19 protein-coding genes and 2 pseudogenes are annotated in these 25,829 nt (G+C 72.8%); 7 read left to right on the top strand and 14 right to left on the bottom strand.

Annotated elements, in window-relative coordinates; translation table 11 throughout:
- Window positions 1-13: 13 nt before the first annotated feature.
- From EV384_RS19380 to EV384_RS19365, 4 genes are all read right to left on the bottom strand, one after another.
- Window positions 14-4,522 carry a HAMP domain-containing protein gene (locus EV384_RS19380; protein WP_479724757.1) on the bottom strand — a complete coding sequence of 1,503 codons (4,509 nt, stop codon included), beginning with the start codon at window positions 4,520-4,522 and terminating at the stop codon, window positions 14-16.
- A gap of 210 nt (window positions 4,523-4,732) precedes the next feature.
- The gene (locus EV384_RS19375; RefSeq protein ID WP_423202908.1) at window positions 4,733-5,494 is read right to left on the bottom strand and encodes a class I SAM-dependent methyltransferase; all 762 of its coding nucleotides are present in this window, start codon (window positions 5,492-5,494) and stop codon (window positions 4,733-4,735) included.
- Window positions 5,491-6,171, bottom strand: coding sequence for a TIGR04282 family arsenosugar biosynthesis glycosyltransferase (locus EV384_RS19370; RefSeq protein WP_130335309.1), 681 nt, complete (start codon window positions 6,169-6,171; stop codon window positions 5,491-5,493). The genes EV384_RS19375 and EV384_RS19370 overlap by 4 nt, the downstream gene beginning before the upstream one ends.
- Window positions 6,168-6,833 carry a glycosyltransferase family 2 protein gene (locus EV384_RS19365; RefSeq protein WP_130335307.1) on the bottom strand — a complete coding sequence of 222 codons (666 nt, stop codon included), beginning with the start codon at window positions 6,831-6,833 and terminating at the stop codon, window positions 6,168-6,170. Before EV384_RS19365 ends, EV384_RS19370 begins: the two co-directional genes overlap by 4 nt.
- A 135-nt stretch (window positions 6,834-6,968) precedes the next feature.
- Here EV384_RS19365 and EV384_RS19360 point away from each other — a divergent pair, with 135 nt between their 5' ends.
- Entirely contained in the window at window positions 6,969-8,366 is a 1,398-nt protein-coding gene (locus EV384_RS19360; protein ID WP_130335305.1) for a hypothetical protein, read from the top strand.
- 28 nt (window positions 8,367-8,394) lie between these two features.
- Here the strand turns inward: EV384_RS19360 and EV384_RS19355 are convergent, their stop codons facing one another.
- Window positions 8,395-9,456: an NAD-dependent epimerase/dehydratase family protein gene (locus EV384_RS19355; RefSeq protein WP_130335303.1), complete on the bottom strand. Its 1,062-nt coding sequence runs from the start codon at window positions 9,454-9,456 to the stop codon at window positions 8,395-8,397.
- Between the two features lie 336 nt (window positions 9,457-9,792).
- Between EV384_RS19355 and EV384_RS19350 the strand changes: the two genes are divergently transcribed.
- Together EV384_RS19350 and EV384_RS19345 are read left to right on the top strand one after the other, a co-directional pair.
- Window positions 9,793-11,073 carry a molybdopterin-dependent oxidoreductase gene (locus EV384_RS19350; RefSeq protein WP_242624502.1) on the top strand — a complete coding sequence of 427 codons (1,281 nt, stop codon included), beginning with the start codon at window positions 9,793-9,795 and terminating at the stop codon, window positions 11,071-11,073.
- The gene (locus EV384_RS19345; RefSeq protein ID WP_130335299.1) at window positions 11,066-11,536 is read left to right on the top strand and encodes a hypothetical protein; all 471 of its coding nucleotides are present in this window, start codon (window positions 11,066-11,068) and stop codon (window positions 11,534-11,536) included. Before EV384_RS19350 ends, EV384_RS19345 begins: the two co-directional genes overlap by 8 nt.
- 142 nt (window positions 11,537-11,678) lie before the next feature.
- Here the strand turns inward: EV384_RS19345 and EV384_RS19340 are convergent, their stop codons facing one another.
- The 5 genes from EV384_RS19340 to EV384_RS19320 all read right to left on the bottom strand — a co-directional run bounded on the left by EV384_RS19340 (window position 11,679) and on the right by EV384_RS19320 (window position 18,082).
- Window positions 11,679-13,292: a glycoside hydrolase family 13 protein gene (locus tag EV384_RS19340; RefSeq protein ID WP_242624162.1), complete on the bottom strand. Its 1,614-nt coding sequence runs from the start codon at window positions 13,290-13,292 to the stop codon at window positions 11,679-11,681.
- A 132-nt stretch (window positions 13,293-13,424) separates the two neighbouring features.
- Window positions 13,425-14,312, bottom strand: coding sequence for a carbohydrate ABC transporter permease (locus tag EV384_RS19335; protein WP_130335295.1), 888 nt, complete (start codon window positions 14,310-14,312; stop codon window positions 13,425-13,427).
- 13 nt (window positions 14,313-14,325) lie between these two features.
- Window positions 14,326-15,282, bottom strand: a complete 957-nt coding sequence (locus EV384_RS19330) for a carbohydrate ABC transporter permease (protein WP_130335293.1) — start codon at window positions 15,280-15,282, stop codon at window positions 14,326-14,328.
- Between the two features lie 86 nt (window positions 15,283-15,368).
- Window positions 15,369-16,748 (bottom strand): ABC transporter substrate-binding protein, encoded by a 1,380-nt coding sequence (locus EV384_RS19325; protein WP_130335291.1) that lies wholly within the window; start codon window positions 16,746-16,748, stop codon window positions 15,369-15,371.
- 305 nt (window positions 16,749-17,053) lie between these two features.
- Window positions 17,054-18,082, bottom strand: coding sequence for a substrate-binding domain-containing protein (locus EV384_RS19320; RefSeq protein WP_130335289.1), 1,029 nt, complete (start codon window positions 18,080-18,082; stop codon window positions 17,054-17,056).
- A gap of 30 nt (window positions 18,083-18,112) precedes the next feature.
- On the opposite strand from EV384_RS19320, the gene EV384_RS19315 reads away from it, so the two are divergent.
- Window positions 18,113-18,484 carry a phosphotransferase gene (locus tag EV384_RS19315; RefSeq protein WP_165439984.1) on the top strand — a complete coding sequence of 124 codons (372 nt, stop codon included), beginning with the start codon at window positions 18,113-18,115 and terminating at the stop codon, window positions 18,482-18,484.
- A gap of 150 nt (window positions 18,485-18,634) precedes the next feature.
- Window positions 18,635-20,671, top strand: a complete 2,037-nt coding sequence (locus EV384_RS19310) for a glycosyl hydrolase family 28-related protein (protein WP_130335285.1) — start codon at window positions 18,635-18,637, stop codon at window positions 20,669-20,671.
- An 87-nt stretch (window positions 20,672-20,758) separates the two neighbouring features.
- Here the strand turns inward: EV384_RS19310 and EV384_RS19305 are convergent, their stop codons facing one another.
- Entirely contained in the window at window positions 20,759-21,223 is a 465-nt protein-coding gene (locus EV384_RS19305; RefSeq protein ID WP_130335283.1) for a DUF5709 domain-containing protein, read from the bottom strand.
- A gap of 172 nt (window positions 21,224-21,395) precedes the next feature.
- Here EV384_RS19305 and EV384_RS19300 point away from each other — a divergent pair, with 172 nt between their 5' ends.
- Together EV384_RS19300 and EV384_RS36765 are read left to right on the top strand one after the other, a co-directional pair.
- A complete protein-coding gene (locus tag EV384_RS19300) occupies window positions 21,396-23,054 on the top strand; it encodes an NAD(P)/FAD-dependent oxidoreductase (RefSeq protein ID WP_130340682.1) in 1,659 nt (552 codons plus the stop codon).
- Window positions 23,051-24,502: an ATP-binding protein gene (locus EV384_RS36765; protein ID WP_130335281.1), complete on the top strand. Its 1,452-nt coding sequence runs from the start codon at window positions 23,051-23,053 to the stop codon at window positions 24,500-24,502. Before EV384_RS19300 ends, EV384_RS36765 begins: the two co-directional genes overlap by 4 nt.
- 16 nt (window positions 24,503-24,518) lie before the next feature.
- Here EV384_RS36765 and EV384_RS35470 read toward each other — a convergent pair whose 3' ends face one another.
- From EV384_RS35470 to EV384_RS19285, 3 genes and pseudogenes are all read right to left on the bottom strand, one after another.
- Window positions 24,519-24,896 carry a siderophore-interacting protein gene (locus EV384_RS35470; RefSeq protein WP_207232371.1) on the bottom strand — a complete coding sequence of 126 codons (378 nt, stop codon included), beginning with the start codon at window positions 24,894-24,896 and terminating at the stop codon, window positions 24,519-24,521.
- A 109-nt stretch (window positions 24,897-25,005) separates the two neighbouring features.
- Window positions 25,006-25,350, bottom strand: a pseudogene (locus EV384_RS37320) (siderophore-interacting protein); the annotation flags it as partial.
- A 4-nt stretch (window positions 25,351-25,354) separates the two neighbouring features.
- Window positions 25,355-25,828 (bottom strand): annotated as a pseudogene (locus EV384_RS19285) (ABC transporter substrate-binding protein); the annotation flags it as partial.
- Window position 25,829: the final 1 nt, after the last annotated feature.

Below are 25,829 nucleotides of genomic sequence, written 5' to 3'. Positions count from 1 at the left end.
CGGTCGTCCCGGGTCAGCTCGTCAGCCAGCGGTGGATGCAGTGCAGCAGGTCGTCGGCGTCGACCGGCTTGGTGACGTAGTCGCTGGCGCCGGAGGAGATGCTCTTCTCCCGGTCGCCGTGCATGGCCTTCGCGGTGACGGCGATGATCGGCAGGTCGGCGTAGCGGGGCATCGCGCGGATCGCGGCGGTGGCCGCGTACCCGTCCATCTCCGGCATCATCACGTCCATCAGGACGAGGTCGATGTCGTCGTGGCGCATCAGCGTCTCGATGCCCTTGCGGCCGTTCTCGGCGTAGACGACGTCGATGCCGTGCAGCTCCAGGATGTTGGTCAGGGCGAAGACGTTGCGGGCGTCGTCGTCGACGACGAGGACCTTGCGGCCGGTCAGCGCCGTGGCGAGCGGGTCGCTGACGGGCATCGGGTCGACGGCCGGCGACGGGAACGGCACGACGCGTTCCGGGGTGTCCACCGTCAGGTGCAGGGCGATCCGCGCGCGCAGGTCGTCGAGGCCGCGCAGGATCTCCATCGGCCGGTCCTGGGACAGCGCCAGCAGCAGCGTCTCCTGGCCCGGAGTCAGCGGATGCCCGTGGTACGCCAACACGGGCACGCCGCGCAGGTCCGGGTTGTCGGTCAGCGCCTTGAGCAGGGCGGTGCCACTGTCGTCGGACGGGTCGAGGCGGAGCACCAGCAGGCGGTGGCGGTGAGCGGTGAGCGCCTCCACCGCCGAGGCGGCGTCCACCGCCGTGGACACCTCGACCGGGCTGCCGGTCTCCGCGGCGACACCCTGGGCCAGCACGGTGAGCAGCCCCTTCTCGTGGGGCTCCAGCACCAGCAGCCGCCGGGACTCCGCCCGCCGGTGGGTGTCCGGCTCCGGCGAGGCCGCCGGGTGGCCGGCGACCGCGCCGGAGGCGGTGTCGGACGTGAGCGGACCGGAGACGGTCACCGGCAGGTAGAGGGTGAAGGTGCTGCCCTGACCGAGGACGCTCTGCGCGGTGATCTGGCCGCCGAGCAGCTGGGCGATCTCCCGGCTGATGGACAGGCCGAGGCCGGTGCCGCCGTACCGTCGGCTGGTGGTGCCGTCGGCCTGCTGGAAGGCGTCGAAGATGGCGGTCAGGTGCTGCTCGGCGATGCCGATGCCGGTGTCGATGACCCGGAATGCGACGATCGGCTCCTCCCCCAGCTCGATGCCGCCGGGCAGCTCGTCCGGCCGGGCCCGCTCGATGCGCAGCTGCACCCGGCCCCGCTCGGTGAACTTGACCGCGTTGGAGACCAGGTTGCGCAGCACCTGCCGCAGCCGCTGCTCGTCGGTGTGCAGCCGGGTGGGGACGTCCGGGCCGGTGACGATGTCCAGCTCCAGGCCCCGCGGGGTGGTCAACGGGCGGAACGTGGCGTCGACGTAGTCGCGCAGCACCGACAGGTCGAACGTCTCCGGGTTGATGTCCATCTTGCCGGCCTCGACCTTGGACAGGTCGAGGATGTCGTTGATGAGCTGCAGCAGGTCGGTGCCGGCGGAGTGGATGACGGTGGCGTACTCCACCTGCTTGCCGGTCAGGTTCCGGTTCGGGTTCTGCGCGAGCAACTGGGCGAGGATCAGCAGCGAGTTCAGCGGTGTACGCAGCTCGTGGCTCATGTTCGCCAGGAACTCCGACTTGTACTTCGAGGCGAGCGCGAGCTGCTGGGCGCGGGCCTCGAGCTCCTGGCGGGCCTGCTCGATCTCGGAGTTCTTCGTCTCGATGTCGTGGTTCTGCCGTGCCAGCAGGGCCGCCTTGTCCTCGAGCTCGGCGTTGGACCGCTGCAGCTCCTCGGAGCGGGCCTGCAGCTCCTCCGAGCGGGCCCGCAGCTCGGCGGCGAGCCGCTGGGACTCGGTGAGCAGGACGTCGGTCCGGGCGTTGGCGACGATGGTGTTGACGTTGACGCCGATGGTCTCGGTGAGCTGGTCGAGGAAGTCGCGCTGGATCTCGGTGAAGCGGCTCATGCTGGCCAGCTCGATGACCCCGAGGACCTGGTCCTCGAAGAGCACGGGCAGCACCACCAGGTGCAGCGGCGCGGCAGCGCCGAGGCTGGAGGAGACGGTGACGTAGTCGGCGGGTACGGCGTCCACCACGATCGCCCGCTTGCTCAGCGCCGCCTGGCCGACCAGGGAGTCGCCGAGGGCGTACCGGCGGCGGGTGGCGTCGTGCCCGTAGCCGCCGACCACCCGCAGGGCGATCCCGTCGGCGGTCTCCTCGACCAGCAGGAACGTGCCGAGCTGCGCGGCGACCAGCGGGGCCAGCTCGTTCATCACCAGGCCGGCGACGACGTCGAGGTCGCGGTGGCCCTGCATGAGTCCGGAGATGCGGGCCAGGTTGGTCTTGAGCCAGTCCTGTTCCTGGTTGGTGCGGGTGGTCTCGCGCAACGACTCCACCATGGAGTTGATGTTGTCCTTCAGCTCGCCGACCTCGCCGGGGGCGTCGACGGTGATGGACCGGGTGAGGTCGCCGGTCGCCACGGCGCTGGTCACCTCGGCGATGGCGCGGACCTGCCGGGTGAGGTTGCCGGCCAGCTCGTTGACGTTCTCGGTGAGGCGCTTCCACGTACCGGAGACGCCCTCGACCTCGGCCTGGCCGCCGAGGCGGCCTTCGCTGCCCACCTCCCGGGCCACCCGGGTGACCTCGGCGGCGAAGCTGGAGAGCTGATCCACCATGGTGTTGATGGTGGTCTTCAGCTCGAGGATCTCCCCACGCGCGTCAACGTCGATCTTCCTGGTCAGGTCGCCCTGGGCCACGGCCGTGGTGACCTGGGCGATGTTGCGGACCTGACCGGTCAGGTTGTTCGCCATCGAGTTGACGTTGTCGGTGAGGTCCTTCCAGGTGCCCGCCACGTTCGGCACCCGGGCCTGGCCGCCGAGCCGGCCCTCGGTGCCCACCTCGCGTGCCACCCGGGTCACCTCGTCGGCGAAGGCGCCGAGCGTGCCGACCATCGTGTTGATCGTCTGGGCGAGAACGGCGACCTCACCCTTGGCCTCGACGGTGATCTGGCGACTCAGGTCGCCCTGGGCGACGGCGGTGGCCACCAGCGCGATGGAGCGCACCTGGTTGGTGAGGTTGTTGGCCATCTCGTTGACGTTGTCGGTCAGGTCCTTCCAGGTGCCGCCGACGTTGGAGACCCGGGCCTGACCGCCGAGCCGCCCCTCGGTGCCGACCTCGCGGGCCACCCGGGTCACCTCGTCGGCGAACGCGGAGAGCTGGTCGACCATCGTGTTGATGGTCTCCTTGAGCGCCAGGATCTCGCCGCGGGCGTCCACCCGGATCTTCTGGGTCAGGTCGCCCTTGGCCACCGCGGTGGTGACCTCGGCGATGCTGCGCACCTGGGCGGTGAGGTTGTCGGCCATGACGTTCACCGACTCGGTGAGGTCCTTCCAGGTGCCGGAGACGCCCTTGACGTCGGCCTGACCGCCGAGGCGACCCTCGGTGCCGACCTCGCGGGCCACCCGGGTCACCTCGTCGGCGAACGACGACAGCTGGTCCACCATCGTGTTGATGGTGCTCTTCAGCTCCAGGATCTCCCCGTGCGCGGTGACGGTGATCTTCTGCGACAGGTCGCCGCGGGCCACGGCCGTGGCCACCTGGGCGATGCTGCGCACCTGGTCGGTGAGGTTGCCGGCCATCGAGTTGACCGAGTCGGTGAGGTCACGCCAGGTGCCGGCCACCCCGCTGACCTGTGCCTGACCGCCGAGCCGCCCGTCGGTGCCGACCTCCCGGGCCACCCGGGTCACCTCGTCGGCGAACGACGACAGCTGGTCCACCATCGTGTTGATGGTGCTCTTCAGCTCCAGGATCTCGCCGCGGGCGTCGACGGTGATCTTCTGCGACAGGTCGCCGCGGGCCACGGCCGTGGTGACCTGGGCGATGTTGCGGACCTGGCTGGTCAGGTTGCCGGCCATGAAGTTCACCGAGTCGGTGAGGTCACGCCAGGTGCCGGCGACCCCGGGCACCTCGGCCTGACCGCCGAGGCGGCCCTCGCTGCCCACCTCCCGGGCCACCCGGGTCACCTCGTCGGCGAACGACGACAGCTGGTCCACCATCGTGTTGATGGTGATCTTCAGCTCGAGGATCTCGCCCCGCACGTCGACGGTGATCTTCTGCGACAGGTCGCCCCGGGCGACCGCCGTGGCCACCTCGGCGATGTCGCGGACCTGGTCGGTGAGGTTGCCGGCCATGGCGTTCACCGAGTCGGTGAGGTCCTTCCAGGTGCCCGACACGCCGGGCACCTCGGCCTGACCGCCGAGCTGCCCTTCCGTACCGACCTCCCGGGCGACCCGGGTGACCTCGGAGGTGAACAGGGACAGCTGGTCGACCATGCCGTTGAAGACGGTGGCGATCTCGCCGAGCAGCCCGTCGCCGTCCTCCGGCAACCGGGTGCCGAAGTCACCGTCGCGGACCGCCGTCAGGCCCGCCAGCAACTGCCGCAGGCCCGGGTCCGCCATCGGCGCGGCCGCGCCGCTCCCCGAAGGTCGTCGCTTCGCCGTCGTCGTCTCGGCCACCACAAACCACCCATGTCCAGCGGCCGGCGGGGAGCCGCCGGATCAACATCAACCGCGCAAGTATGCACAGGTGGCCGTCCGGCCGCAGGGCGAGCGGGCGAGGACACGCCGATCGGCGGATCGACGGAGGTGAACCGAATACCGGCGCGGTCGGCCCGGTAGGAGGTCGCTGGGCCACCGCGCCCCGGCGAGCGGGGCCGCCGTCCCGGGCTACCCCGACCGCGCCGACCCGCCGCGGCGGCACGCCCGGGGCACGGCGCCCTCCGGCGGGACGGGAACGGCGAGTTCGCCGAACCAGCGCCGGCCGGCCCGGAACACCTCCGGCACGACCATGCCCGCGGCGGCGGCCACGTCGTGCACCGCGACCGCGTCCAGTCGGGCCCAGCTGAACGTCCCGCTCCGGCGTAGCTCCCCGTCCGCGGAGAGGCTGGCCAGCCTGCTCCGCCCGCGCCAGAGACCGGCCCCGGGCGGCTCCAGCTCCACGATGACGGTCCCCTCCGGACGGATCAGTTCACGGCACCGGCCGAGCAGGGCGACCGGGTCCCCGCCGATGCCGATGTTGCCGTCCATCAGCAGGACGTGGGCCCAGTGGCCCTCACCGGGCAGCCGGGCGAAGACGTCCCGGTGGATGGCGACCGCCCCACGGCGGCGGGTGAGGCGTACGGCCTGGGCGGAGACGTCGACGCCGACGGCGGTGTGTCCCGCCCGGGTGAGCGCGAGGGTGAGCCGGCCCGGGCCGCACCCGACGTCGAGGGTGGGGCCGGCGCACCGGGCGACGACGACCGCGCTCGCCGGCTCGGGCGGGCCGTGCCAGCGCCCCACCGGCAGCGAGCTGCGCCGCCCGTCGCTGTGCAGCAGCCAGTGCCGACCGCGTGCGCGGTCGAGCGCGGCGGCGAAGCCGTCCGGCCGGGTCGCGACGCCACCCGCGACGGGTGCCGGCAGCTCCCCCGCGGCGCGGGCGCCGAGGGTCACGGCCGGCCGCCGCGCCGCAGGGCGTGGTGCAGCGGCGCCACCGCCCGGGCGAACCGGCTCTCCGGCACCTCGGCGGCGACGGCCAGCGCGTCGGGCCATTCGTCGACGTCGCGCAGCACGGCCAGCGGGGCGGTGCGCAGTCCCCGGTCCGCGAGCGCCGCCACGGTGCGCCGCCCGGTCTGCGCGGTGGACATCGGCACCTCGCGCAGCGCGGCCGCGTGCCGGGCGTCCCGCAGCCCCAGGGCCCACCAGCCGCCGTCGACGGCCCGGCCGAGCACCGCGTCGACCGTGAGCAGCCGCCGGACCGCGACGCCCAGACGCGCCGGGGTCACCTGCGGGGTGTCCATGCCGATCTGCAGGACCGGGCGGCCCGGCCAGGCCGCCGCCACGTCGGCGTGGGCGTGGGCCAGCCGGTCGCCGAGCCCGTCGCCGCGCTGCGGCAGGACGGTCCAGCCGGCGAGGGCCGCGGTCAGCGCCGCGCCCTCCTCCGCGTCGGCGAGCCGTCCCCGCAGGGCGAGCACGGGTATCACCCCCGGCGTGGCGCGGACGGCGTCGAGGGTGTCCCGCAGCGCCGCGGCGGCGATCCGGGCCGCCCCGACCGGGGTGGCCGGCGGGCACAGCCGGGTCTTCACGGTGCCCGCCACGGGCGCCTTGGCCATCACGAGCAGGACGGTCATCGGACGCTGCGCAGCACGCCGGCGAAGTCGCGGGTGGCGCGCAGGGTGCCGCGGACCGAGCCGGACACCTTGGACCGGGTGCCGGCGGCCCGGGGGGCGTAGCGGACGTCCAGCTCGCGGATCCGCCAGCCGGCGGCGGCGGCACGGATCAGCAGTTCGAGCGGGTAACCGAAGGCCCGGTCGGCGACGCCCAGGGCGAGCAGGGCGTCGCGGCGGGCCACCCGGATCGGGCTGAGGTCGCGCAGCGGTACGCCCCGGTGCCGCAGCAGCGCCGCGACGAGAGCGGTGCCGGCGCGGGCGTGCCACGGCCAGACCCCGGCCCGGACGGGGCGCCGCCGCCCCACGGTCAGGTCGGCGGCGCCCCCGGCCACCGGGGCGACCAGGGCGGGCAGCTCGGTCGGGTCGAAGGAGCCGTCGGCGTCGAGGACCGCGACCAGCTCGGCGTCGGCGGCCTCGAGCCCGGTGTGGACGGCCGCGCCGTAGCCCCGGCGGGGCTCGTGCACCACCAGGGCGCCGTGCCGGGCGGCGACCTCGGGCGAGCCGTCCCGGGAGCCGTTGTCCACCACGATCGCCCGGTATCCGGGCGGCATCGCGGCGAGCACCCCGGGCAGCGCGGCGGCCTCGTCCAGGCAGGGCAGCACCACGTCGATCTGGGTCGGCATATCGCCGACGCTAGGACCGGATCCGCCCGAACGGGGATGGATCGACCCTTACCCGCTCGCCCCTTCCCACGGAACGGTGACGTTTGCACCGTTCGGCCGCCGCCGGCGCGGCGTGGACCGTACCGTCCGGTCGACATGAGAGCGACCACGCTGCCCGCGGCCGCCGTCCGGGCGCCGGCGGGCCGGTCCCGAGCCGACCTGCTCGTGCTGGGGGTCGAGGCGGCGCTGGTCGCGCTCGCCGCGGTGGTCGGCGCGCTGCTCAACGCCCGCGGGGTCGGCCTGTACGCCGACGCCGCCCCGCTCTACGCGACCTGGCGGCCACACCTGGGCTGGGGCACCCCGGCTGCGGTGCTGGTCGCGGGCGCGGTGCTCGGCGCCGGTACGCGCTGGGCCCGCACCGCCGGCTGGGCCGCCCTGCTCGGCGCGGCCTACCTGGCGTCCGTGGCCTGGACGCTGGCGCTGGCCCTGGTCGACGGCTGGTCGGCCGGGTTCGCCGAGCGGCTCACCCCGCAGGCGGAGTACCTGCACGAGGTGCCCGGGGTCACCGACGTTCCGGCGATGCTGGCCGGCTTCACCGGTCGGATCCTGGACTTCGGGCCGGACTCGTGGTCCACCCACACCGCCGGCCACCCGCCGGGGGCGCTGCTGGTCTTCGTGGGGTTGGACCGGGTGGGGCTGGGCGGCGGGGTGGCCGCCGCGCTGGTGTGCGTCCTGGTCGGGGCGAGCGTCACGATCTCCGTACCGGTGGCGTTGCGGGCGCTCGGCGCGGCCGACGCCGCCCGCGCCGTCCTGCCGTTCCTGGTGCTGCTGCCGGGGGCGGTCTGGGTGGGCGCCTCCGCCGACGGGCTCTTCACCGGCGTGGTCGCGGCGGGCCTGGCCCTGCTCGCGGTACGCGGGCGGGTGGCGCCCGCCGCCGGTGGGCTGCTGCTGGGCTTCGCGCTGTATCTGTCGTACGGCTTCGTCCTGGTCGGCCTGCTCGCGCTGGCGGTGCTGGCGCTGCGGCCCGCCGGCCGGGTCGCCGCGCTGCTCGCCGGGACGGCCGGCCTCGCGGTGGTGGGAGTCGCCTTCACCGCGGCCGGCTTCCGCTGGTGGGACGGCTACCGGCTGGTCGTGGAGCGCTACTACCAGGGCTGGGCGGCCGACCGCCCGTACGGCTACTGGGTGTGGGCGAACGTGGCGGCGCTGCTGCTCGCCGCCGGCCCGGTGCTCGGCCCGGCGCTGCGCCGGGCGGTGGCGGCCGGCGCCGGGGCGATCGGGTCCGGGATCCGGCCCGGCGCGGGCTGGCGCGACCGGGCCGGGCGGACGCTCACCGCCGGGCCGACGGTGCTGCTACCGGTGGCCGCGGCGGTGGCGGTGCTCGCCGCTGACCTGTCGGGGCTGAGCAAGGCCGAGGTGGAGCGGATCTGGCTGCCGTTCGCCGTCTGGCTGCTGGTCGCCACCGCCCACCTGCCGGCGTCGACGCGGCGCTGGTGGCTCCTCGGGCAGGCCGGCACCGCCCTCGCCGTCAACCACCTGCTGTGGACGGTCTCCTGACGCGGCCAGCGGGAGGGCTCGCCGGCGGTCAGACCGTCAGGGCCGCCGGTTCGCGCAGCGGGTCGGTGGCGAAGGCGGTGACCCCGTCGGTGAACCCGACCCGGGCGGTGTACCCGAGCAGGTCGGTCGCCCGGCGGGGGTCGGCGACGACGTGCCGCACGTCGGCGGAGCGGGCGCCGCCGACGACCAGCGGCGCCGGCCCGGCCATGGCGGTGGCCAGGGTGGCGGCCAGCTCGCCCACGGTGCGCGGCTCGCCGGAGCAGACGTTGACCGGCGTCAGGGGCTGCGGCGGCGGCGTGGCCAGCGCCAGCAGGTTCGCCCGCGCCACGTCGCTGACGTGCACGAAGTCCCGCCGCTGCCGGCCGTCCTCCAGCACCTGCGGCGGCCGGCCGGCGGCCAGCGCAGACCGGAAGATGGAGGCCACCCCGGCGTACGGGGTGTCGCGGGGCATCCGGGGGCCGTAGACGTTGTGGTATCGCAGCGCCCAGACCCCGCCGCCGGTCTGCCGCGCCCAGGCGGCGGCCAGGTGCTCCTGGGCCAGCTTGCTGGCGGCGTACGTGCTGCGCGGCTCCAGCGGGGCGTCCTCGGGCACCAGGGCGGGGGTGAGCGTCGACGGGCAGTGCGGGCAGGTCGGGTCGTAGCGGCCGGCCGCCAGATCGGTTGACCGGCGCGGGGCGGGGCGGACCGTGCCGTGCCGGGCGCACTCGTAGCGCCCCTCGCCGTAGACGACCATCGAGCTGGCCAGCACCAGCCGGGTCACGCCGGCGCGGTGCATCGCGGCGAGCAGCACCGCGGTGCCGTAGTCGTTGTGGCTGGCGTACGCCGGCGCGTCCGACGGGTCGAGTCCGTGCCCGACCATCGCGGCCTGGTGGCACACCGCGTCGACCCCGGCCAGGAGCCGGTCGAGCAGCTCGGGGTCGCGGACGTCGCCGACCACCGGGTCGTGCCGCCGCGACCACTCCGGCAGCTCCCCGCCGTGCGCCTGGGGCAGCAGCGCGTCCATCGCCACCAGCTCGTGCCCCTCGGCGACGAGCAGGTCGGCGACCTGCGATCCGATGAACCCGGCCGCGCCGGTGACCAGTACCCGCATGCCCGCCAGCGTAGGTCGGCACGCCGGCACGGCGGGCCGCGTTGCGACAGCCGTAGTCATTCCACAACATCTGTCGTCCACCGGCGCCGGTAAGCCTTCCGTAATCGGGCAAGTCCCGCCGGGCCTCCGGCACCGCCCGTAGCCTGCCGAAGAAGAAGCCCGCGCCGGCCGCCGGACGCGCGGCTCCCGTCACCGCCGGTGGACCGGCACGTCGAGCAGCCAGGAGGAGGGCCGGTGAGCGCCGACCGTACGTCCCCCGCGGACCACCCGGGCCCCGGCTCGCGGACCGACCCGCCCGGCCGCCCGGCGTACGGCTTCCCCCGGCGGGGATGGGCGTTGCTGGCGGAGCATCCGCCGCCCGGCGCGCGCGGCGTCGACGGACGGTGGCGCAGCCCGCTGCGCGGACCGTGGCTCACCTCGGTGTACGGCCTCGTGCTGCTCGTCGGCCTGCCGCTGGTCTTCCTCACCGGCCTGCTCGACTACCTGGCCTACGGCCCGCAGTTCGGTCAGGCCTTCCCGCGCGACGTCGGCTGGCTGCGGTTGCCGCCGTTCGACTGGCCCACCCGCCCGTCCTGGCTGTTCCGGGTCACCCAGGGCCTGCACGTGACGGTCGGGATCACGCTGATCCCGGTCGTGCTGGGCAAGCTCTGGTCGGTCATCCCGAAGCTCTTCGACTGGCCGCCGGCCCGATCGGTGGCACAGCTGCTGGAACGGCTCTCCCTGCTGCTGCTGGTCGGCGGGATCCTCTTCGAGATCGCCACCGGCCTGCTGGACATCCAGTACGCGTACCTGTTCGGGTTCGACTTCTACACCGCGCACTACTTCGGCGCGTGGGTCTTCGTCGCCGCGCTCGTCACGCACGTGGCACTCAAGCTGCGGCGGATGCTCACCGCGCTGCGGTCCCGGCCGGTGCGCGCCGAGCTGACCGTCCCGCGCGACGCCACCCGACCCGAGCCGCCGGACCCCGACGGGCTGGTCGCCGCCCGGCCGGGTCCGGCCACCGTGAGCCGGCGCGGCGCCCTCGCCCTGGTCGGCGGCCTGTCGCTGCTGCTGGCCGGCCTGACCGTCGGGCAGACCCTCGACGGCCGGTGGCGCCGCACCGCGCTGCTGCTGCCCCGGGGCCGGCAGCCCGGCACGGGCCCGACCGGGTTCCCGGTGAACCGCACGGCTGCGGCCGCCGGCATCGGGGCCGCCGACACCGGGGCCGGCTGGCGGCTGACGCTGCGGGCCGACGGGCGACAGGCCACCCTGGACCGCGCCGCCCTGCTCGCCATGCCCCAGCACACCGCCCGGCTGCCGATCGCCTGCGTGGAGGGGTGGTCGACGCTGCAGACCTGGACCGGGGTACGGCTGCGCGACCTCGCCGCGCTGGTCGGGGCGGGTGCGCTCGGCTCCGCCCACGTCCGATCGCTGGAGAAGGCGGGGCTGTTCGCCCAGGCGACCCTGCAGGCCAACCAGGTCCTCGACCCCGACTCGCTGCTCGCGCTGCGGGTCAACGGGGTGGACCTCACCCCGGACCACGGCTTTCCCGCCCGGGTGATCGTCCCGGCGCTGCCCGGGGTGCACTGCACCAAATGGGTGTCGGAGATCGAGTTCCGGGGGCGTACCGATGCGTGACGTCGCGGCGCGTTTCCGGGCCGCGTACGGGGCGCCCGGAGGGCACCTGCTGCTGCTCGTCGGCTGCTTCGCCGTGGCCGGCTGGGTGGCCCTGCGGCTGGCCGGTGAGGCGACCGCCGGGCGGATGCTGCTCTGGTTCGTCGGCGCGGCGATCGCCCACGATTTCGTCCTGTTCCCGATCTACGCGTCGGCCGACCGGGCGCTGCGGGCGGCGGTGGGCGAGCGACGGGCCCGGCCGGCGCCCGGGCCGTCGCTGCTGAACCACCTCCGCGTGCCGGCGCTGGCCGCGGCGCTGCTGTTCCTTGTCTACCTGCCCGGGATCCTCCGCCAGGGCCCGGCGACCTACCGGGCCGCGACCGGGCAGGACCAGCAGCCGTTCCTGGCCCGCTGGCTGCTCGTCAGCGTCGCCCTCTTCCTGGCCAGCGGCGTCCTGTACGTGGTCCGTCGCTGGCGAGCACGCTGATGCTGCGCACGTGGATCCTCCGCGACGGCACCGGCGCCGGACCTCTCGCTGCACCGTTCCAGCGACCGCCGCCGTTCCCTCTGGCGACCCACACCCTGGTGGCCGGGTCGGGGGACGGACCGCCGGCGCCGCGGCGCCCGGGTCAGGCCGGGACGGCCGGCGCGGCGGGCTCCCCGGTGGTCCGCAGCCAGACGGCGGTGTCCGGCGGCAGCAGGTCGTCGTCGAGCGGCCCGCTGGCCAGCAGCAGCCGCTCGTGCGGCGGCAGCGGCACCGCCGCGTCGGCGAGGTTGACCAGGCAGCGGAATCCGCCGCTCCGGCTGAACGCCAGCACCCCGTCGGGGGACGGCAGCCAGGTCAGCTCGCCGTCGCCCAGCGCCGGGTCGGCCCGGCGGAGGGCGATGGCGGCCCGGTACAGCTCGAGCATGGAGTGCGGGTCGCCGGTCTGCGCGCGGACCGTGCGGTCCTTCCAGTCGGTCGGTTGCGGCAGCCAGGGCGCCGCCGAGCCGTCCGGGCTGAAGCCGAACGGCGGCGTGTCGCCGGTCCAGGGCAGCGGCACCCGGCAGCCGTCCCGACCGGGGTCGACCCGGCCGGACCGCTGGAACATCGGGTCCTGGCGCAGCTCGTACGGGATGTCCTCGACCTCCCAGAGGCCCAGCTCCTCGCCCTGGTAGACGTAGGCCGCGCCGGGCAACGAGAGGGAGAGCAGCGCGGCGGCCCGGGCCCGCCGGGTGCCCAGCTCCAGGTCGGTGGGGACCCCCTCGCGCTTGGCCGCGAAGCTGAAGGTGGTGTCCGCCCGGCCGTACCGGGTGACGTGCCGGGTGACGTCGTGGTTGGACAGCACCCAGGTGGCCGGGGCGCCGACCGGGGCGTGCGCGGCCAGGGTCGCGTCGATGCAGGCCCGCAGCGCGGCAGGCTCCCAGGCACAGCCGAGGAAGTCGAAGTTGAAGGCCGCGTGCAGCTCGTCGGGGCGGAGGTAGTTGGCGAACCGCTCATGGTCGGGCAGCCACACCTCGCCGATCAGCGCCCGCTCGCCGGGGTAGCTGTCGGCGATCCGCCGCCAGCTGCGGTAGATCTCGTGCACCGCGTCCACGTCGATGAACGGGTTCGGGCCGTCCGGGGTGGCTTCGGGCAGCGTCGGGTCCTTGGCCAGCATCGCCGCCGAGTCGATCCGGATGCCGTCCACGCCCCGGTCGAGCCAGAACCGCAGGATGTCCTCGAACTCGGCGCGCACCCGGGGGTGGTCCCAGTTCAAGTCGGGCTGCTGCGGGGCGAAGAGGTGCAGGTACCAGTCGCCCGGCGTGCCGTCCGGGTTGGTGGTCCTGGTCCAGGTGTCGCCGGCGAACGGCGAGACCCAGTCGGTGGGCTTCTGCGAGCCGTCCGGGCCGCGACCCGGGCGGAACCAGAACAGCTCGCGCTCGGGCGCCTCGGGGCCGCCGGCGAGTGCCGCCTGGAACCAGGGATGCACGTCGGAGCAGTGGTTCGGCACCACGTCGACGATGGTCCGGATGCCGAGCGCGTGTGCCTCCGCGATCAGCGCCTCCGCCTCGGCCAGGGTGCCGAAAACCGGGTCGATGTCGCGGTAGTCGGCCACGTCGTAGCCGGCGTCGGCCATCGGGGAGGGGTACCAGGGGCTGTACCAGATCGCGTCGACGCCAAGCGCGGACAGGTGATTCAGCCGGGACCGGATGCCGGCGATGTCGCCGATGCCGTCGCCATTGCCGTCGGCGAAGCTACGTGGGTACACCTGGTAGATCACCGCTCCACGCCACCACGGACTATTGCCTGGTGTGGACACGAGCACCTGCCTTCTGCGTCAGTACGTCGGCGGGTTCGCCGGACCTGAATGTGGATCAGGCGAACGGTCGTTGTTCGCCGCGCATCTTCGGGGCTATCCTTTGAGGCTGCCTGTGGTCAGACCGGACATGATGTTCCGCTGGAAGATCAGAAAGACGATGACGGTCGGGATCGCGGCGATGACCGACGCGGCGATCACCACGTTCATGGGCGTACCACCCGAGAAGGCGTAGATGCCGACGCTGACCGTCCGGGTCTCGGGCGACGGCATGACCAGCTTCGGCCAGAGAAAGTCCTTCCAGACCGCCGTCACGGCGAAGATCGAGACGACGCCGAGGATGGGGCGCGACATCGGCAGGATGATCGACCACAGCGTGCGTAGCGGCGTCGCCCCGTCCATGAGGGCCGCCGCCATCAACTCCTCCGGGATCGAGTCGAAGAACCGTTTCAGCAGAAAGATGTTGAACGCGTTCGCGACCGCGGGCAGCCAGATCGCAAACGGCGAGTCGAGCAGGTTGAGGTGCAGGATCGGCAGGTCGATCACGGTCACGTACTGCGGAACGATGAGGACCATCGCCGGGATCATCAGCGTTGCCAGCATCAGGCCGAGGATCACGTTGCCGAACACCGGTCGAAGCTTCGACAAGGCGTACGCCGCGGCGGTGTCGAGGACGAGCTGGAACACCAGCGCGCCAGCCGCGTAGTAGAACGTGTTGAACAGCAGCTTGGCGAGGTTCAGGTTGTTCCACGCATCAGCGTAGTTCTGCGACTGGGGATCCTTCGGGAACAGCGATGGCGGGGTCTGCGCGATCTCCTGGCCGGACTTGAGCGCGCCGGTGACCATCCAGTAGAGCGGCCCGAGGAAGACGAGCGTGAAGCCCACGACGACGACGGCGAGCAGCGTCCAGTAGATGACCTTGCCGCGCCCCCGCCGAAGCTGAGCGTGGGAGATGAGGGTCCGGGTCCCGGAGTCCGGTGCCATGGGTCGTCCCGTCCTAGTCCTGTTTCGAGCTGAGCCGCACGTAGACGGCGGAGAAGCCGGCCAGCACCACGAGCATGATCACGCCGAGCGCCGCGGCGCCGTTGAGGTCGTTCTGGAAGAACCCGTGCTGGTAGATGAGGTACGCCACCGAGGTCGCGGAGTCCTCCGCGCCCGTACCGTTCGCGAGGATCAGCGGTTCGATGAAGAACTGCATCGTGGCGACGATCTGCAGCATCGCCAGGAGCGCGAGGATCAGCCGGGTCTGCGGGATTGTGACGTGGCGGATCCGCCGCCAGATCCCGGCGCCGTCGAGCTCGGCCGCTTCGTAGAGTTCGCCGGGGATGTTCTGCAGTGCCGCCAGGTAGATCAGTACCGCGCCGCCCATGTTCATCCAGGTCGACGCGATCACCATCGCCGGCATCGTCATCTCGGGGGACTGCATCCACTGCGATGTCGGCAGGTGCAGCGCCTTGAGGATCGAGTTGAAGAGTCCCGCGTCGCCGGGGTCGTACGCGTAGAACTTGAAGAGAAAGAGCGCCGAGGCCGGCGGCAGCATCACCGGCAGGTAGACCAGGATCCGCAGGTACCCCTTCGCGTGGCGAAACTCGTTGAGCAGGATCGCCACGAAGAACGGCACCGCGTACCCGAGTACCAGCGCGAGAATCGTGAAGTAGAACGTGTTCTTCCAGGCCGTCCAGAAGCTGGGATCGGCGATGATGCGGTCGTAGTTGTCCCAGCCGACCCAGGTCGTGACGCCGCGCCGGGTGCGCTGGAAGCTCATGACGACGCCGCGGATCATCGGATACCAGGAGAAGAACGCGAAGCAGATCACCGCGCCGATCAGGAACGCGTGCCCGGTGAGATTGTCGCGTACCTTGCGGCCGAGGCTCGTACGCTGCGGCCCTGGCGGGTACGGCGACGCGGGTCGACCCGGTTCTCTCTTGGTCCCCGGGACGGTGGTGATCGCCAAGGCAACTCCTGTGTGAGTCAGTGACGTCGACGGTGCCGCGCGGACGGTGTGAGGGCCGGCGGCCGGCCAGCCCCCACACCTTCGGATCATTTTTCGGCGGCCAGGAGCTGGTTGACCTTGTCTTCGGCCGTCTTGAGCAGCGCGTCGATGTTCGCGTTCGGGTTCGTCAGCACACCGGACATCGCGGCGTCGAGCACCGCGTAGATCGCCTGCGCGTTGCGTGGCTCACCATTGATCGGGACCGGGTTCGCCTCGAAGATCGCGAAGTTCGCGGTGTCGACGTTCGCGTTCGCCTTGCGCAGCTCGAGTTCCTGCTTCTGCGCGTCGCTGCCTGTGGCGAAGAGCAGCGGCTGGGGCAGGCCCACCGGGTAGTTCTGCGGCTTGGCCCGGACGTAGTCGAACTGGCCCTTGCCCGGCGTCAGCTTCTGGTACGCGATCCACTTCAGACCGGCCTTGACCTGCTCGGGGGTGAGGCCCTTCTTGAAGAAGTAACCCTCGCCACCACCGAGCGTCCCCTTCGCCGCGCCGTCCTGGCCGGGCAGCGGGGCCATCGCCCAGTCCTGGAACTTGCCCTGGAACTGGCTGACGATCGCCTGGGTGGCGTCCGGCGCGCCGACGAACATGCCGACCTTGCCCGCGCCGGCGTTGGTCAGCAGGTCAGCCCACTGCAGCAGTTGGCGGTCGCCCATGCTGTTGTCGCCGTACCGCATGTCCTTGAGGTTCTGCAGGACCTGCTTGCCCATCGCGTTGTTGAAGTCGGCCTTCTTGCCGTCGGCGGTCAGCACCTGGCCGCCCTGGGAGTAGAGCAAGGAGGTGAAGTGCCAACCTCCGGTGTTGCCGGCGCTGTACTCCGAGTATCCGGCGATGCCGTTGCCGAGCGCGGAGATCTTCTCGGCGGCGGCCCGGACCTCGCCCCACGTCTTGGGCGGGTTGTTCACGTCGAGCCCCGCCCGCTGGAACAGGACCTTGTTGTAGACCAGGCCCATCGAGTAGTTCTTCACCGGGACGGCATAGAGCTTGCCGCCGTCGGTGAAGACCTCCTTGAGCGCCGGGTCGACGCTGTCCCAGGTCGGGACCGTGTCCTTGTTGGCGAACTCGGTGATGTCCATCGCCTGACCGGAGTCGAGCACCTGCTGGAGATCGGTCATGTACCCGTAGAACAGGTCGGTGACGGTGCCGCCGGCGAGGCGAGCCGTGAAGTCCGGCGGGTTGTTGCACTGCTCGCCGACGCTGACGCTCTTGACGACGATGTTGGGGTTCTGCCGCTGGAACTCGACGACGTCGTCGTTCCAGTTCTTCAGCAGCTCTTTCTGGGCGCCGACCGGCTGGCAGTCGACGGTGATGGTGACCTTGCCGCTCGCCTTGGTCGCTGCGTCGTCACTCTTCGTGGAGCAAGCCACCAGGCTGAGCCCCAGGCCGGCCACGAGCGCTGACGCCGCAGCCTTCCGGTACTTCGGTACGGACATCTGTCCATCCCTTCGGGAACGGGAGTCGCTATGACCTTCGCTGATCTGCGGTGATCGTCACCGCGGCCAAACCCCTGCTACTGATCTGTCTCCGCCATGTGACCTGCCGCCTGAATCTGCGCCGGGCCAGCGCGGGATGGTGATCCAGCTCTGTTGCACGGAATGTTTCGTGGCGATGACGATACAAAGCCGGACCATGCCGCGCAAGAACTGAACCGAAATATGAAAGACAAGGACTGACACCGTTCCGAACGCAAAAAAGGACGGACCTAGTAGGGTCCGTCCTTTTTGTGCTCCGTCCCGCGCTACCCGGTCGCGGCCCGCGCCGGCCCGGTCGAACCGCGCACCACCAGCTCCGGTTCGAAGAGCAGCTCGTCGCCGAGCACGCCGGCGCCCTCGATCTGGGTCACCAGCAGGTCGACGGCCGCCTGACCCATCGTCTCGATCGGCTGTCGCACGGTGGTCAGCGGCGGATCGGTGCAGGTCATGAACGCCGAGTCGTCGAACCCGACCACCGAGACGTCCTCCGGCACCGCGCGGCCCAGCCGGCGGACCGCGCGGATCGCGCCCAGCGCCAGCACGTCGCTCGCGCAGACGATGCCGGTGATCCCCCGGTTCACCAGCTTGGTGGCGGCCACCCGGGCACCCTCCATGGAGAAGCTCGACCGCTCCACGCACTCCCCCGGGTCGGTCCAGCCGGCGATCCGGTGCATCGCCGCGAGCTTGCGCCGCGACGGGACGTGGTCCTCGGGGCCGAGCACCATGCCGATCCGCTCGTGCCCGAGCGAACGCAGGTGCCCGTACGCCTGCTCCACGGCCACCGCGTCGTCGGTCGAGACCCGGGGGAACCCCAGCTCGTCCACGCCCGCGTTGACCAGCACCACCGGCAGCCCCCGGTCGATCAGCCGCCGGTAGTGCTCGTGGGTGGCGTCGGCGAGGGCGTACGAGCCACCGGCGAAGATGACGCCGGAGACCTGGTGGTCCAGCAGCATCTCCACGTAGTCCGCCTCGGACACCCCACCGATGGTGCGGGCGCAGAGCGCGGGCGTGAAACCCCGTTGGGCGAGGGAGCCGGTCACCACCTCGGCCAGCGCCGGGAAGATCGGGTTCTGCAGCTCGGGCAGGACCAGCCCGACCAGCCGGGCGCGCTCGCCGCGCAGCTTGGTCGGCCGCTCGTAACCGAGCACGTCGAGGGCGGTCAGCACCGCGGTCCTGGTGGCCTCGGAGACGCCGCCGCGGCCGTTGAGCACCCGGCTCACGGTGGCCTCGCTGACGCCCGCCTTGCGGGCCACCTCAGTCAACCGTTTCGTCACGGCCGCAATCCTACGTCGAATTCTTGCAAGAAATGAACCATGTGCTGCCCGGTGATTTCAGTGGTGTTCGCCGCCGACCTGGCCGCGTTCGTCGCGGCCGTGCACGACATGGAGACCGGCGGGCGTACCTGGGACGGACGCGGCCGAGGCGGTCCGCTGCACACCAGGGACGCGTACGTGCGGTGGGACCTGGGCGAGAGCACTCACCTGACCGACACCGCGCGGCTGGCCCGGACCTGGGCGAAGTGCCGAGACGCGGCCCCCCCCCACGACGGGCCCGACGTGTGGCTGCACGGCGACCTGATGCCGGGAACCTGCTGGTGCGCGACGGCCGGCTGGCCGCGGTCATCGACCTCGGCGCTGTCGGAGCCGGCGGCCGCCCTGCCGGCTCCGGCTCGACCACCACCTCATCGCAAGATATGAACAAAGCGATGCTTGAATATCCACAACCTGCAGCAATAACATGAGCGCGTCACGCCCACGGCTGCCCCAGCAGGCCGTCCCGCGAGCGACGCCATCGGGACGTCGGGGCGGCGGCATCCGTCAGACCAACCCGAGAGAGTGGGTCATCCGATGTACGGAAGCTTCGACGAGGACGCCGCGCCGGGACGCCGGCGCCGCCGCGCCGCCCGGACCGCCGCGGTCACCGCGGCGGTGGCGCTGAGCGTGCTAACCGGGGGCGCCGCCGCGGCCGGTCCCCGGCCCGCCGGTCCGGCGCCCGCGGTCACCCGGGCCGCGCTCGACCCGTCGCTCGTCGCCGGCCGCGGCGCCGCCGTCGGCTTTCTCGAGCAGGAGGCCGAACACGCCCGGACCACCGGCACGGTGATCGGTCCCGACCGGTCCGCGTACACGCTGGCGAGCGAGGCCTCCGGCCGCCGGGCGGTCCGGCTGACCCCCGGGCAGTACGTCGAGTTCACCCTGCCGGCGGCGGCAAACGCGATCACCATCCGGTACAGCATTCCGGACTCGCCCGACGGCGGCGGCATCACCGCGCCCCTCGACGTCGCCGTGGGCGGTCGGCCCCGCACGATGACCCTGACCTCGCAGTACGCCTGGCTCTACAACCAGTACCCGTTCAGCAACGACCCCGACGCCGGGCTGCTGCACCCCGACTGGTGGATCACCGAGTGCGCCTGCGTCCCGGCGGCCACCACGCCCGCGCCGACAATCAGCAAGCCCTTCCGGCCGCACCACTTCTACGAGGAGCAGCGCCTGCTGCTGGGCCGCACCCACCGCGCCGGCGAGATCGTCCGGCTGACCGCGCCGGCCGGCAGCGCCGCCGCCTGGACGGTCATCGACCTGCTGGACTCCGAGCTCGTCGGACCGCCGCACGTGGCGCCGCACGCGGTGAACGCCGTCGCCCTCGGCGCCGACCCGTCCGGCCGGCGCGACTCGGCCGACGCGCTGGACCGGGCCATCTCGGTGGCCCGCCGCACCCACCGGACGGTCTACCTCCCGCCGGGCACGTACCAGGTCAACCGGCACATCATCGTCGACGACGTGACGATCGAGGGCGCCGGCAGCTGGTACACCGTCGTGCGGGGCCGGGAGGTCATGCTGGACACCCCCGCCCCCGACGGCTCGGTGCACACCGGGGTCGGCTTCTACGGCCGGGACGCGGCGGTCGGCGGCAGCAGCAACGTCCACCTCTCCCGCTTCGCCATCGAGGGCGACGTCCGGGAGCGGATCGACCTCGACCAGGTCAACGCGATCGGCGGGGCGCTCAACCACTCCACCATCGACGGCCTGTACCTGCACCACACCAAAGTGGGCATGTGGTTCGACGGGCCGATGACCGACCTGCGGGTCACCGACACCGTCATCGCCGACCAGATCGCCGACGGCCTCAACTTCCACACCGGCGTCACCCACTCGTCGGTCTCGAACAGCTTCATCCGCAACACGGGCGACGACGGCCTGGCCATGTGGTCGGAGCGGACCGGCAACGCCCACAACACCTTCGACCACAACACCGTCCAGTCCCCGGTCCTGGCCAACGGCATCGCCCTCTACGGCGGCACGGACAACACTGTGTCGCACAACCTCATCGCCGATCCGGTCCGCGAGGGCAGCGCCATCCAGGTCGGCTCCCGGTTCGGCGCCGAGCCGTTCACCGGGCACCTCTGGATCACCGACAACACCACCGTGCGCGCCGGCACCTACGAGCTGAACTGGAACATCGGCCTCGGCGCGATCTGGTTCTTCGCGCTGGACCGCAGCATCGACGCGGACATCCAGGTCGTCGGGGACGCCTTCCTGGACAACACCTACAACGCGATCATGCTGGTCAGCGACTGGCCGGTGAAGGACCAGGTCGCGATCACCAACGTCCACTTCCGGGACGTCCGGGTCGACGGCACCGGCACCTCGGTGGTCAGCGCCCGCACGGCCGGCTCCGCCTCCTTCGCCAACGTCGACGCCCGCAACGTCGGGGCGGTCGGGGTCAACAACTGCGGATCGTTCCACTTCACCCCGGCCGGCTCCGAGTTCAGCCTGACCGACCTCGGCGGCAACGACGATGGCTGGCTGGCGCCGTGGCTGCTGCCGAACACCATCACCTGCAACGACCGCCCGACGGTCGTACCGCCGCCGGCGCCCGCGCCCTGGTGAGTCGGCGTCCGGTGGGTCACCCTGTCCGGGCCCTCAGCCCTGGACGGGGTGACCTAGCGGAAGCCGCGACCGGCGGCTACCGGCCGTTCACCACAGCGGCGTCTCCGACTCGGCATAGGGCTGATCGATGACGTGCACCGCGGCCTCCTCGGCGCTGGCGCCACCGCCGTCGATGCCGACCTCCCGGGCGACGGAGCCCGCCTCGACATCCTCGCCGAACCCGTCGTTGCTGTCGACGAGCCGCCCGGCGCGCAGGTCGCGGTCGAATCCCCGCCGGGTCAGTTCGTCCTCGTCGGCGTAGGGCGCGGGATCGTTGTCGGAGGTGATGTCGGGCTCCTCCTCGGCGAGCCGCTGGGCGAGCGACTCGCCCGCGTGCTCCTCTGCGGCGGTCGTGCCGAAGCGGTTGGCGCCCGACCAGCGATCGGTCGCGACGATCCCGACGTCGAGCGGGTCCCCGACACCGTCCTCGAGGGTGTCGGAGCCGTCGAGAACGCCCTCGTCCTCGATGTCGTCGTACTGCTGCACCTCGTCGCTACCGGCATCGGCGCTCATGGGGGACCTCCCAAGGGGTGGCGCGGTGTTACTCCGCTGCCGATGTTAGTCACTTTCCCGGCTGGGCACCGCACGGCCGACCCAGGTCACGGCTCGTGCCCGAAGGGCCAAAGCTGGGACTCCCGTCGCAACCCCGTTCACCCGCCGCGGGCGAGGTGGTTTCATGGGCGCCATGGCGAACCCGGCGATCCTGACCGTTGACGACGATCCGGTGGTGTCCCGGGCGGTCGCCCGGGACGTCCGCCGGCGGTACGGTGACCGCTACCGCGTGGTCCGCGCGAACTCCGGGCCGGAGGCGCTGGACGCGCTGCGCGAGATCAAGCTACGCGGCGAGCAGGTGGCGCTGCTGCTGGCCGACCACCGCATGCCCGAGATGACCGGTATCGAGTTCCTCGAGGCGGCCATGGACATCTTCCCGGCCGCCCGCCGGGTGCTGCTCACCGCGTATGCGGACACCGACGCCGCCATCGATGCGATCAACGTGGTCGACCTCGACCACTACCTGCTCAAGCCGTGGCATCCGCCGGAGGAGAAGCTCTACCCGGTGCTGGACAACCTGCTCGACGCGTGGGCAGCCAGCCCCGACGCTGTCCTCGCCGAGCTGCGGGTGGTCGGGCACCGGTGGTCCGCGCCGTCGTTCAAGGTCCGCGACTTCCTCGCGCGCAACCTGGTGCCGTACCGCTGGCTGCTGGTGGACGAGCCGGAGGGCGCCCGGCTGCTCGACGCGGCCGGGGCGACCGAGGCGGACCTGCCGCTGGTGGTGACCGCCGAGGGCAAGGCCATGGTGGCACCGTCCCAGACGGAGCTGGCCGCGCTGGCCGGGCTCACCGTGGTGCCGGCGGCCGACTTCTACGACCTGGTCGTGGTCGGCGGCGGCCCCGCCGGACTCGGCTCCGCCGTGTACGGGGCGTCGGAAGGGCTGCGGACGGTGCTGGTGGAGCGCCGCGCCACCGGCGGGCAGGCCGGGCAGAGCAGCCGGATCGAGAACTACCTCGGCTTCCCCGACGGAGTCTCCGGCGCCCAGCTCACCGACCGGGCCCGGCGGCAGGCGACGAAGTTCGGCGCCGAGCTGCTGAGCACCCGCGAGGTGGTCGGGCTGAGCGCCGCCGGGTCGGCCCGGCTGCTGCGCTTCGACGACGGCAGCGAGATCGCCGCCCACACGGTGGTGCTCGCCACCGGGGTGTCGTACCGGGTGCTCGACGCGCCCGGGTTGTCCGACTTCACCGGACGGGGCGTCTTCTACGGCAGCACCGCCACCGAGGCGCCGAGCTGCGTCGACCAGGACGTCTACATCGTCGGCGGGGCCAACTCGGCCGGCCAGGCCGCGGTGCACTTCTCCCGGTACGCCTCCCGGGTGCACCTGCTGATCCGGGGCGCCGACCTCACCGCCTCGATGTCCCGCTACCTGATCGACCAGCTGGAGCGGATCGACCGGATCACCGTGCACCCGCACACCACCGTGGTCGGCGGCGCCGGCGCGGACCACCTGCGGGAGCTGACCCTCTGCGACGCCCGTACCGGGCGGACCCGGACCGTGCCGACGTCCTGGCTGTTCATCTTCATCGGCGCGGAGCCCCGCACCGACTGGCTGGACGGGCTGGTGGTCCGCGACCCGCGGGGCTTCATCGTCACCGGCCCCGACCTCCTCGTCGACGGCCGACGCCCCGCCGGCTGGCCGCTCTCCCGCGACCCGTACCACCTGGAGAGCAGCCTGCCCGGGGTGTTCGCCGCGGGCGACGTTCGGGCCCAGTCGGTCAAACGGGTCGCCTCGGCTGTCGGCGAGGGCGCGATGGCCGTCTCCCTCGTGCACCGTTACCTGGAGGCGCAGTGACCACCGCGGCCGACCGGCTCACCCCCGACGAGCTCCGCACGCTGTTCCTCTTCGCGGCCCTCGACGACGGCCAGCTCGCCTGGCTGGCCGAGCACGGACGGGTGGAGCAGCGCGCCGGTGGGACCGTCGTCTACGGCGAGGGCGAGGCCGCGACGTGCTTCTTCGTCCTGCTGCGCGGGGCGGTCTCCCTGCACCGGCAGGTCGGCGGCGACGAAGTGGAGGTCAGCCGGACCGACCAGCGCGGCGTGTACGGCGGCGCGACCCAGGCGTACCTGGACGACCAGGTCGAGCAGGTCTACCGCAACTCCATGCGGGCGGTGACCGACGCCGAGTTCTTCGTCCTGCCCGCGGAGGACTTCGCGCACGCCCTGCGCTCCTGGTTCCCGATGGCGATGCACCTGCTGGAGGGGCTGTTCTTCGGCATGCGGGACACCCAGAAGATCGTGGGTGAGCGCGAGCGGCTGCTCGCCCTCGGCTCGCTCTCCGCGGGCCTGACCCACGAGCTGAACAACCCGGCCGGCGCGGCCGTCCGGGCGACCGCGGTGCTGCGCGACCGGGTCGCCGGGATGCGGCACAAGCTCGCGCTCATCGCCGACGGCCGGCTGGACGGCAGCGCGCTGCACCGGCTGGTGGAGTTGCAGGAGGAGGCGGTGGCCCGGGTGGCGACGGCCCCGAAGCTCTCCCCGATGGCCGCCGCCGACGCGGAGGACGCGGTGGCCGACTGGCTGGACGAGCACGAGGTACGCGCCGGGTGGGACCTCGCGCCGACCCTGGTCGCCGGCGGACTGGACGCCGCCTGGCTGGACCGGGTGCAGCCGGCGGTGGGCCGGGCGGACCTGGAGTCGGCGGTGCGCTGGCTGACCTACACGGTGGACACCGAGCTGCTGATCCGCGAGATCGGGGACGCCGTCACCCGGATCTCCGGCCTGGTCGGCGCCGCCAAGCAGTACTCCCAGCTCGACCGCGCGCCGTTCCAGGTCGTCGACGTGCACGACCTGCTGGACGCCACCCTGGTGATGTTCAAGGCGAAGATCCCCGCCGACGTCCGGGTGGTCCGGGAGTACGACCGCGGACTGCCGCCGGTCCCGGCGTACGCGGCCGAGCTGAACCAGGTCTGGACCAATCTGATCGACAACGCGCTGGGCGCGATGGGTGACCGGGGCGTGCTGACGCTGCGTACCGCAGGTGCGGGCGACCAGCTGATGGTGGAGGTCGCGGACACCGGCCCGGGCATCCCGCCCGAGATCCGCCCGCGCATCTTCGAGCCGTTCTTCACCACCAAGCCGGTCGGCTCCGGGACCGGACTCGGGCTGGACATCTCGTACCGGATCGTGGTGCGCAAGCACCGCGGCGACATCCGGGTCGAGTCCGCGCCGGGGATGACGATCTTCCGGGTCCTGCTGCCCCTGGCCGCCGAGCGTCCCCCGAACGGCCGGGCGGGCGGGTGACGGCCGGGACGACCTCCTAGCCGCCGGCGGCCGCCCGCAGCTCCTCTTCGGACAGGCCCCGGCGCCAGTAGCCGGCGAAGGTCACGTGCCGGCGGTCCAGCCCGCGCTCGCCGACCAGGTGCCGCCGGACCGCCCGCACCATCCCCGCCTCGCCGGCGACCCAGGCGTACGGGGTCGCGGTCGGCAGCGGGACGGCGCGCAGGCCCGGCAGCAACGCGGCCCGCCCCTGGGCGCGGAACACCCACGTCACCTCGGCGTCGGCCGACGTGGGCAACGGCCGCAGGTCGGCCGGGTCCGGCGCCTCGACGAGGACCCGGGCGCGGGTGCCCACCGGCAGCCAGGCCAGGATCCCCTCGACGGCGGGCAGCGCGGTCTCCTCGGCGACCAGCAGCACCACGTCGGTGTCGGCGGGCGGGGCGGAAGCGGACGGTGCGCTCGTCGTGCGCCGCCGGACCGAGCAGGACCACCCGGTCGCCGGGCCGGGCCCGCCCGGCCCAGCGGGTCGCCGGGCCGGTGTCGCCGTGGCGGACGAAGTCGATGTCCACCTCGGCCCGCTCCGGGCGGTGCTCCCGGATGGTGTACGAGCGCATCACCGCGCGGACGGCGGGATCCATGGCGCGCCAGGCGGCGAACCAGTCCTTGCCCGTCTCCGGTGGCAGCACCGGCTCGGGCTGACCGGCGTGCGGCAGGAAGAGCGGGACGCTCTGGTCCCGTCCGCCACCGGCGAAGCCGGCCAGCCCGTCGCCGCCGAGGGTGACCCGGACCAGCGAGGCGCCGACGCGCCGCGTGCCGACGACGACCGCGGAGCAGCGGTACCGCGGCGGGGCGGGCGCGAGGGCGGTGCTCATCCGCCGACCGTCTTCGCGCCCCGATGGCGTTGGCGAGGTTCTCCAGCAGCGGGGCGGCGCCGGCGTAGGAGAAGCGGGGCACCGCGTCCCAGGGGGTGACCTGGCCGGCGCGGACGGCGGGCAGCTGCGCCCAGGTCGGCTTCCGGCCGAGGTCGGCGGCCTGCCACGCGGTGCTGCGGTTGTCCAGCAGGATCAGGTCGGCCGGGAAATTCCCGGCGTTCTCCCAGCTGAGCGCCTCGAAGTAGTCGCCCTGCTCCAGCTTCGTGGGCACGACGATGTCGACGCCCAGCTCGACGAAGTACATCAGGTCGGTGCTGACCTTCGGGTTGGAGACGTAGAACAGGTCGGGGCTGCCGGAGGCCGCCAGCACCCGGATTCCGGGGTTGGCCTTGACCGCCGCACGGACCTGGTCGGCGGCGGCGGCGAAGCGGGCCCGGGCGTCGGTGACCTTCTTCGCCGACAGGTCGGCGCCGAGGGAC

It is taken from the genome of Micromonospora kangleipakensis (genome assembly GCF_004217615.1).
GTDB classification, from domain to species: domain Bacteria; phylum Actinomycetota; class Actinomycetes; order Mycobacteriales; family Micromonosporaceae; genus Micromonospora; species Micromonospora kangleipakensis.
The sequence above is the reverse complement of the archived record's forward strand: the minus strand, read 5'-3'. Positions and strand labels throughout refer to the sequence as shown.

What these genes read in the sequence shown, in the direction of transcription:
- EV384_RS19360 (WP_130335305.1), top strand. Translation starts at nt 6,969, where the DNA reads ATGAGAGCGACCACGCTGCCCGCGGCCGCCGTCCGGGCGCCGGCGGGC.
- EV384_RS19335 (WP_130335295.1), bottom strand. Translation starts at nt 14,312, where the DNA reads ATGGCACCGGACTCCGGGACCCGGACCCTCATCTCCCACGCTCAGCTT.
- EV384_RS19345 (WP_130335299.1), top strand. Translation starts at nt 11,066, where the DNA reads ATGCGTGACGTCGCGGCGCGTTTCCGGGCCGCGTACGGGGCGCCCGGA.
- EV384_RS19325 (WP_130335291.1), bottom strand. Translation starts at nt 16,748, where the DNA reads ATGTCCGTACCGAAGTACCGGAAGGCTGCGGCGTCAGCGCTCGTGGCC.
- EV384_RS19370 (WP_130335309.1), bottom strand. Translation starts at nt 6,171, where the DNA reads ATGACCGTCCTGCTCGTGATGGCCAAGGCGCCCGTGGCGGGCACCGTG.
- EV384_RS19355 (WP_130335303.1), bottom strand. Translation starts at nt 9,456, where the DNA reads ATGCGGGTACTGGTCACCGGCGCGGCCGGGTTCATCGGATCGCAGGTC.
- EV384_RS19305 (WP_130335283.1), bottom strand. Translation starts at nt 21,223, where the DNA reads ATGAGCGCCGATGCCGGTAGCGACGAGGTGCAGCAGTACGACGACATC.
- EV384_RS19365 (WP_130335307.1), bottom strand. Translation starts at nt 6,833, where the DNA reads ATGCCGACCCAGATCGACGTGGTGCTGCCCTGCCTGGACGAGGCCGCC.
- EV384_RS19310 (WP_130335285.1), top strand. Translation starts at nt 18,635, where the DNA reads ATGTACGGAAGCTTCGACGAGGACGCCGCGCCGGGACGCCGGCGCCGC.
- EV384_RS19300 (WP_130340682.1), top strand. Translation starts at nt 21,396, where the DNA reads ATGGCGAACCCGGCGATCCTGACCGTTGACGACGATCCGGTGGTGTCC.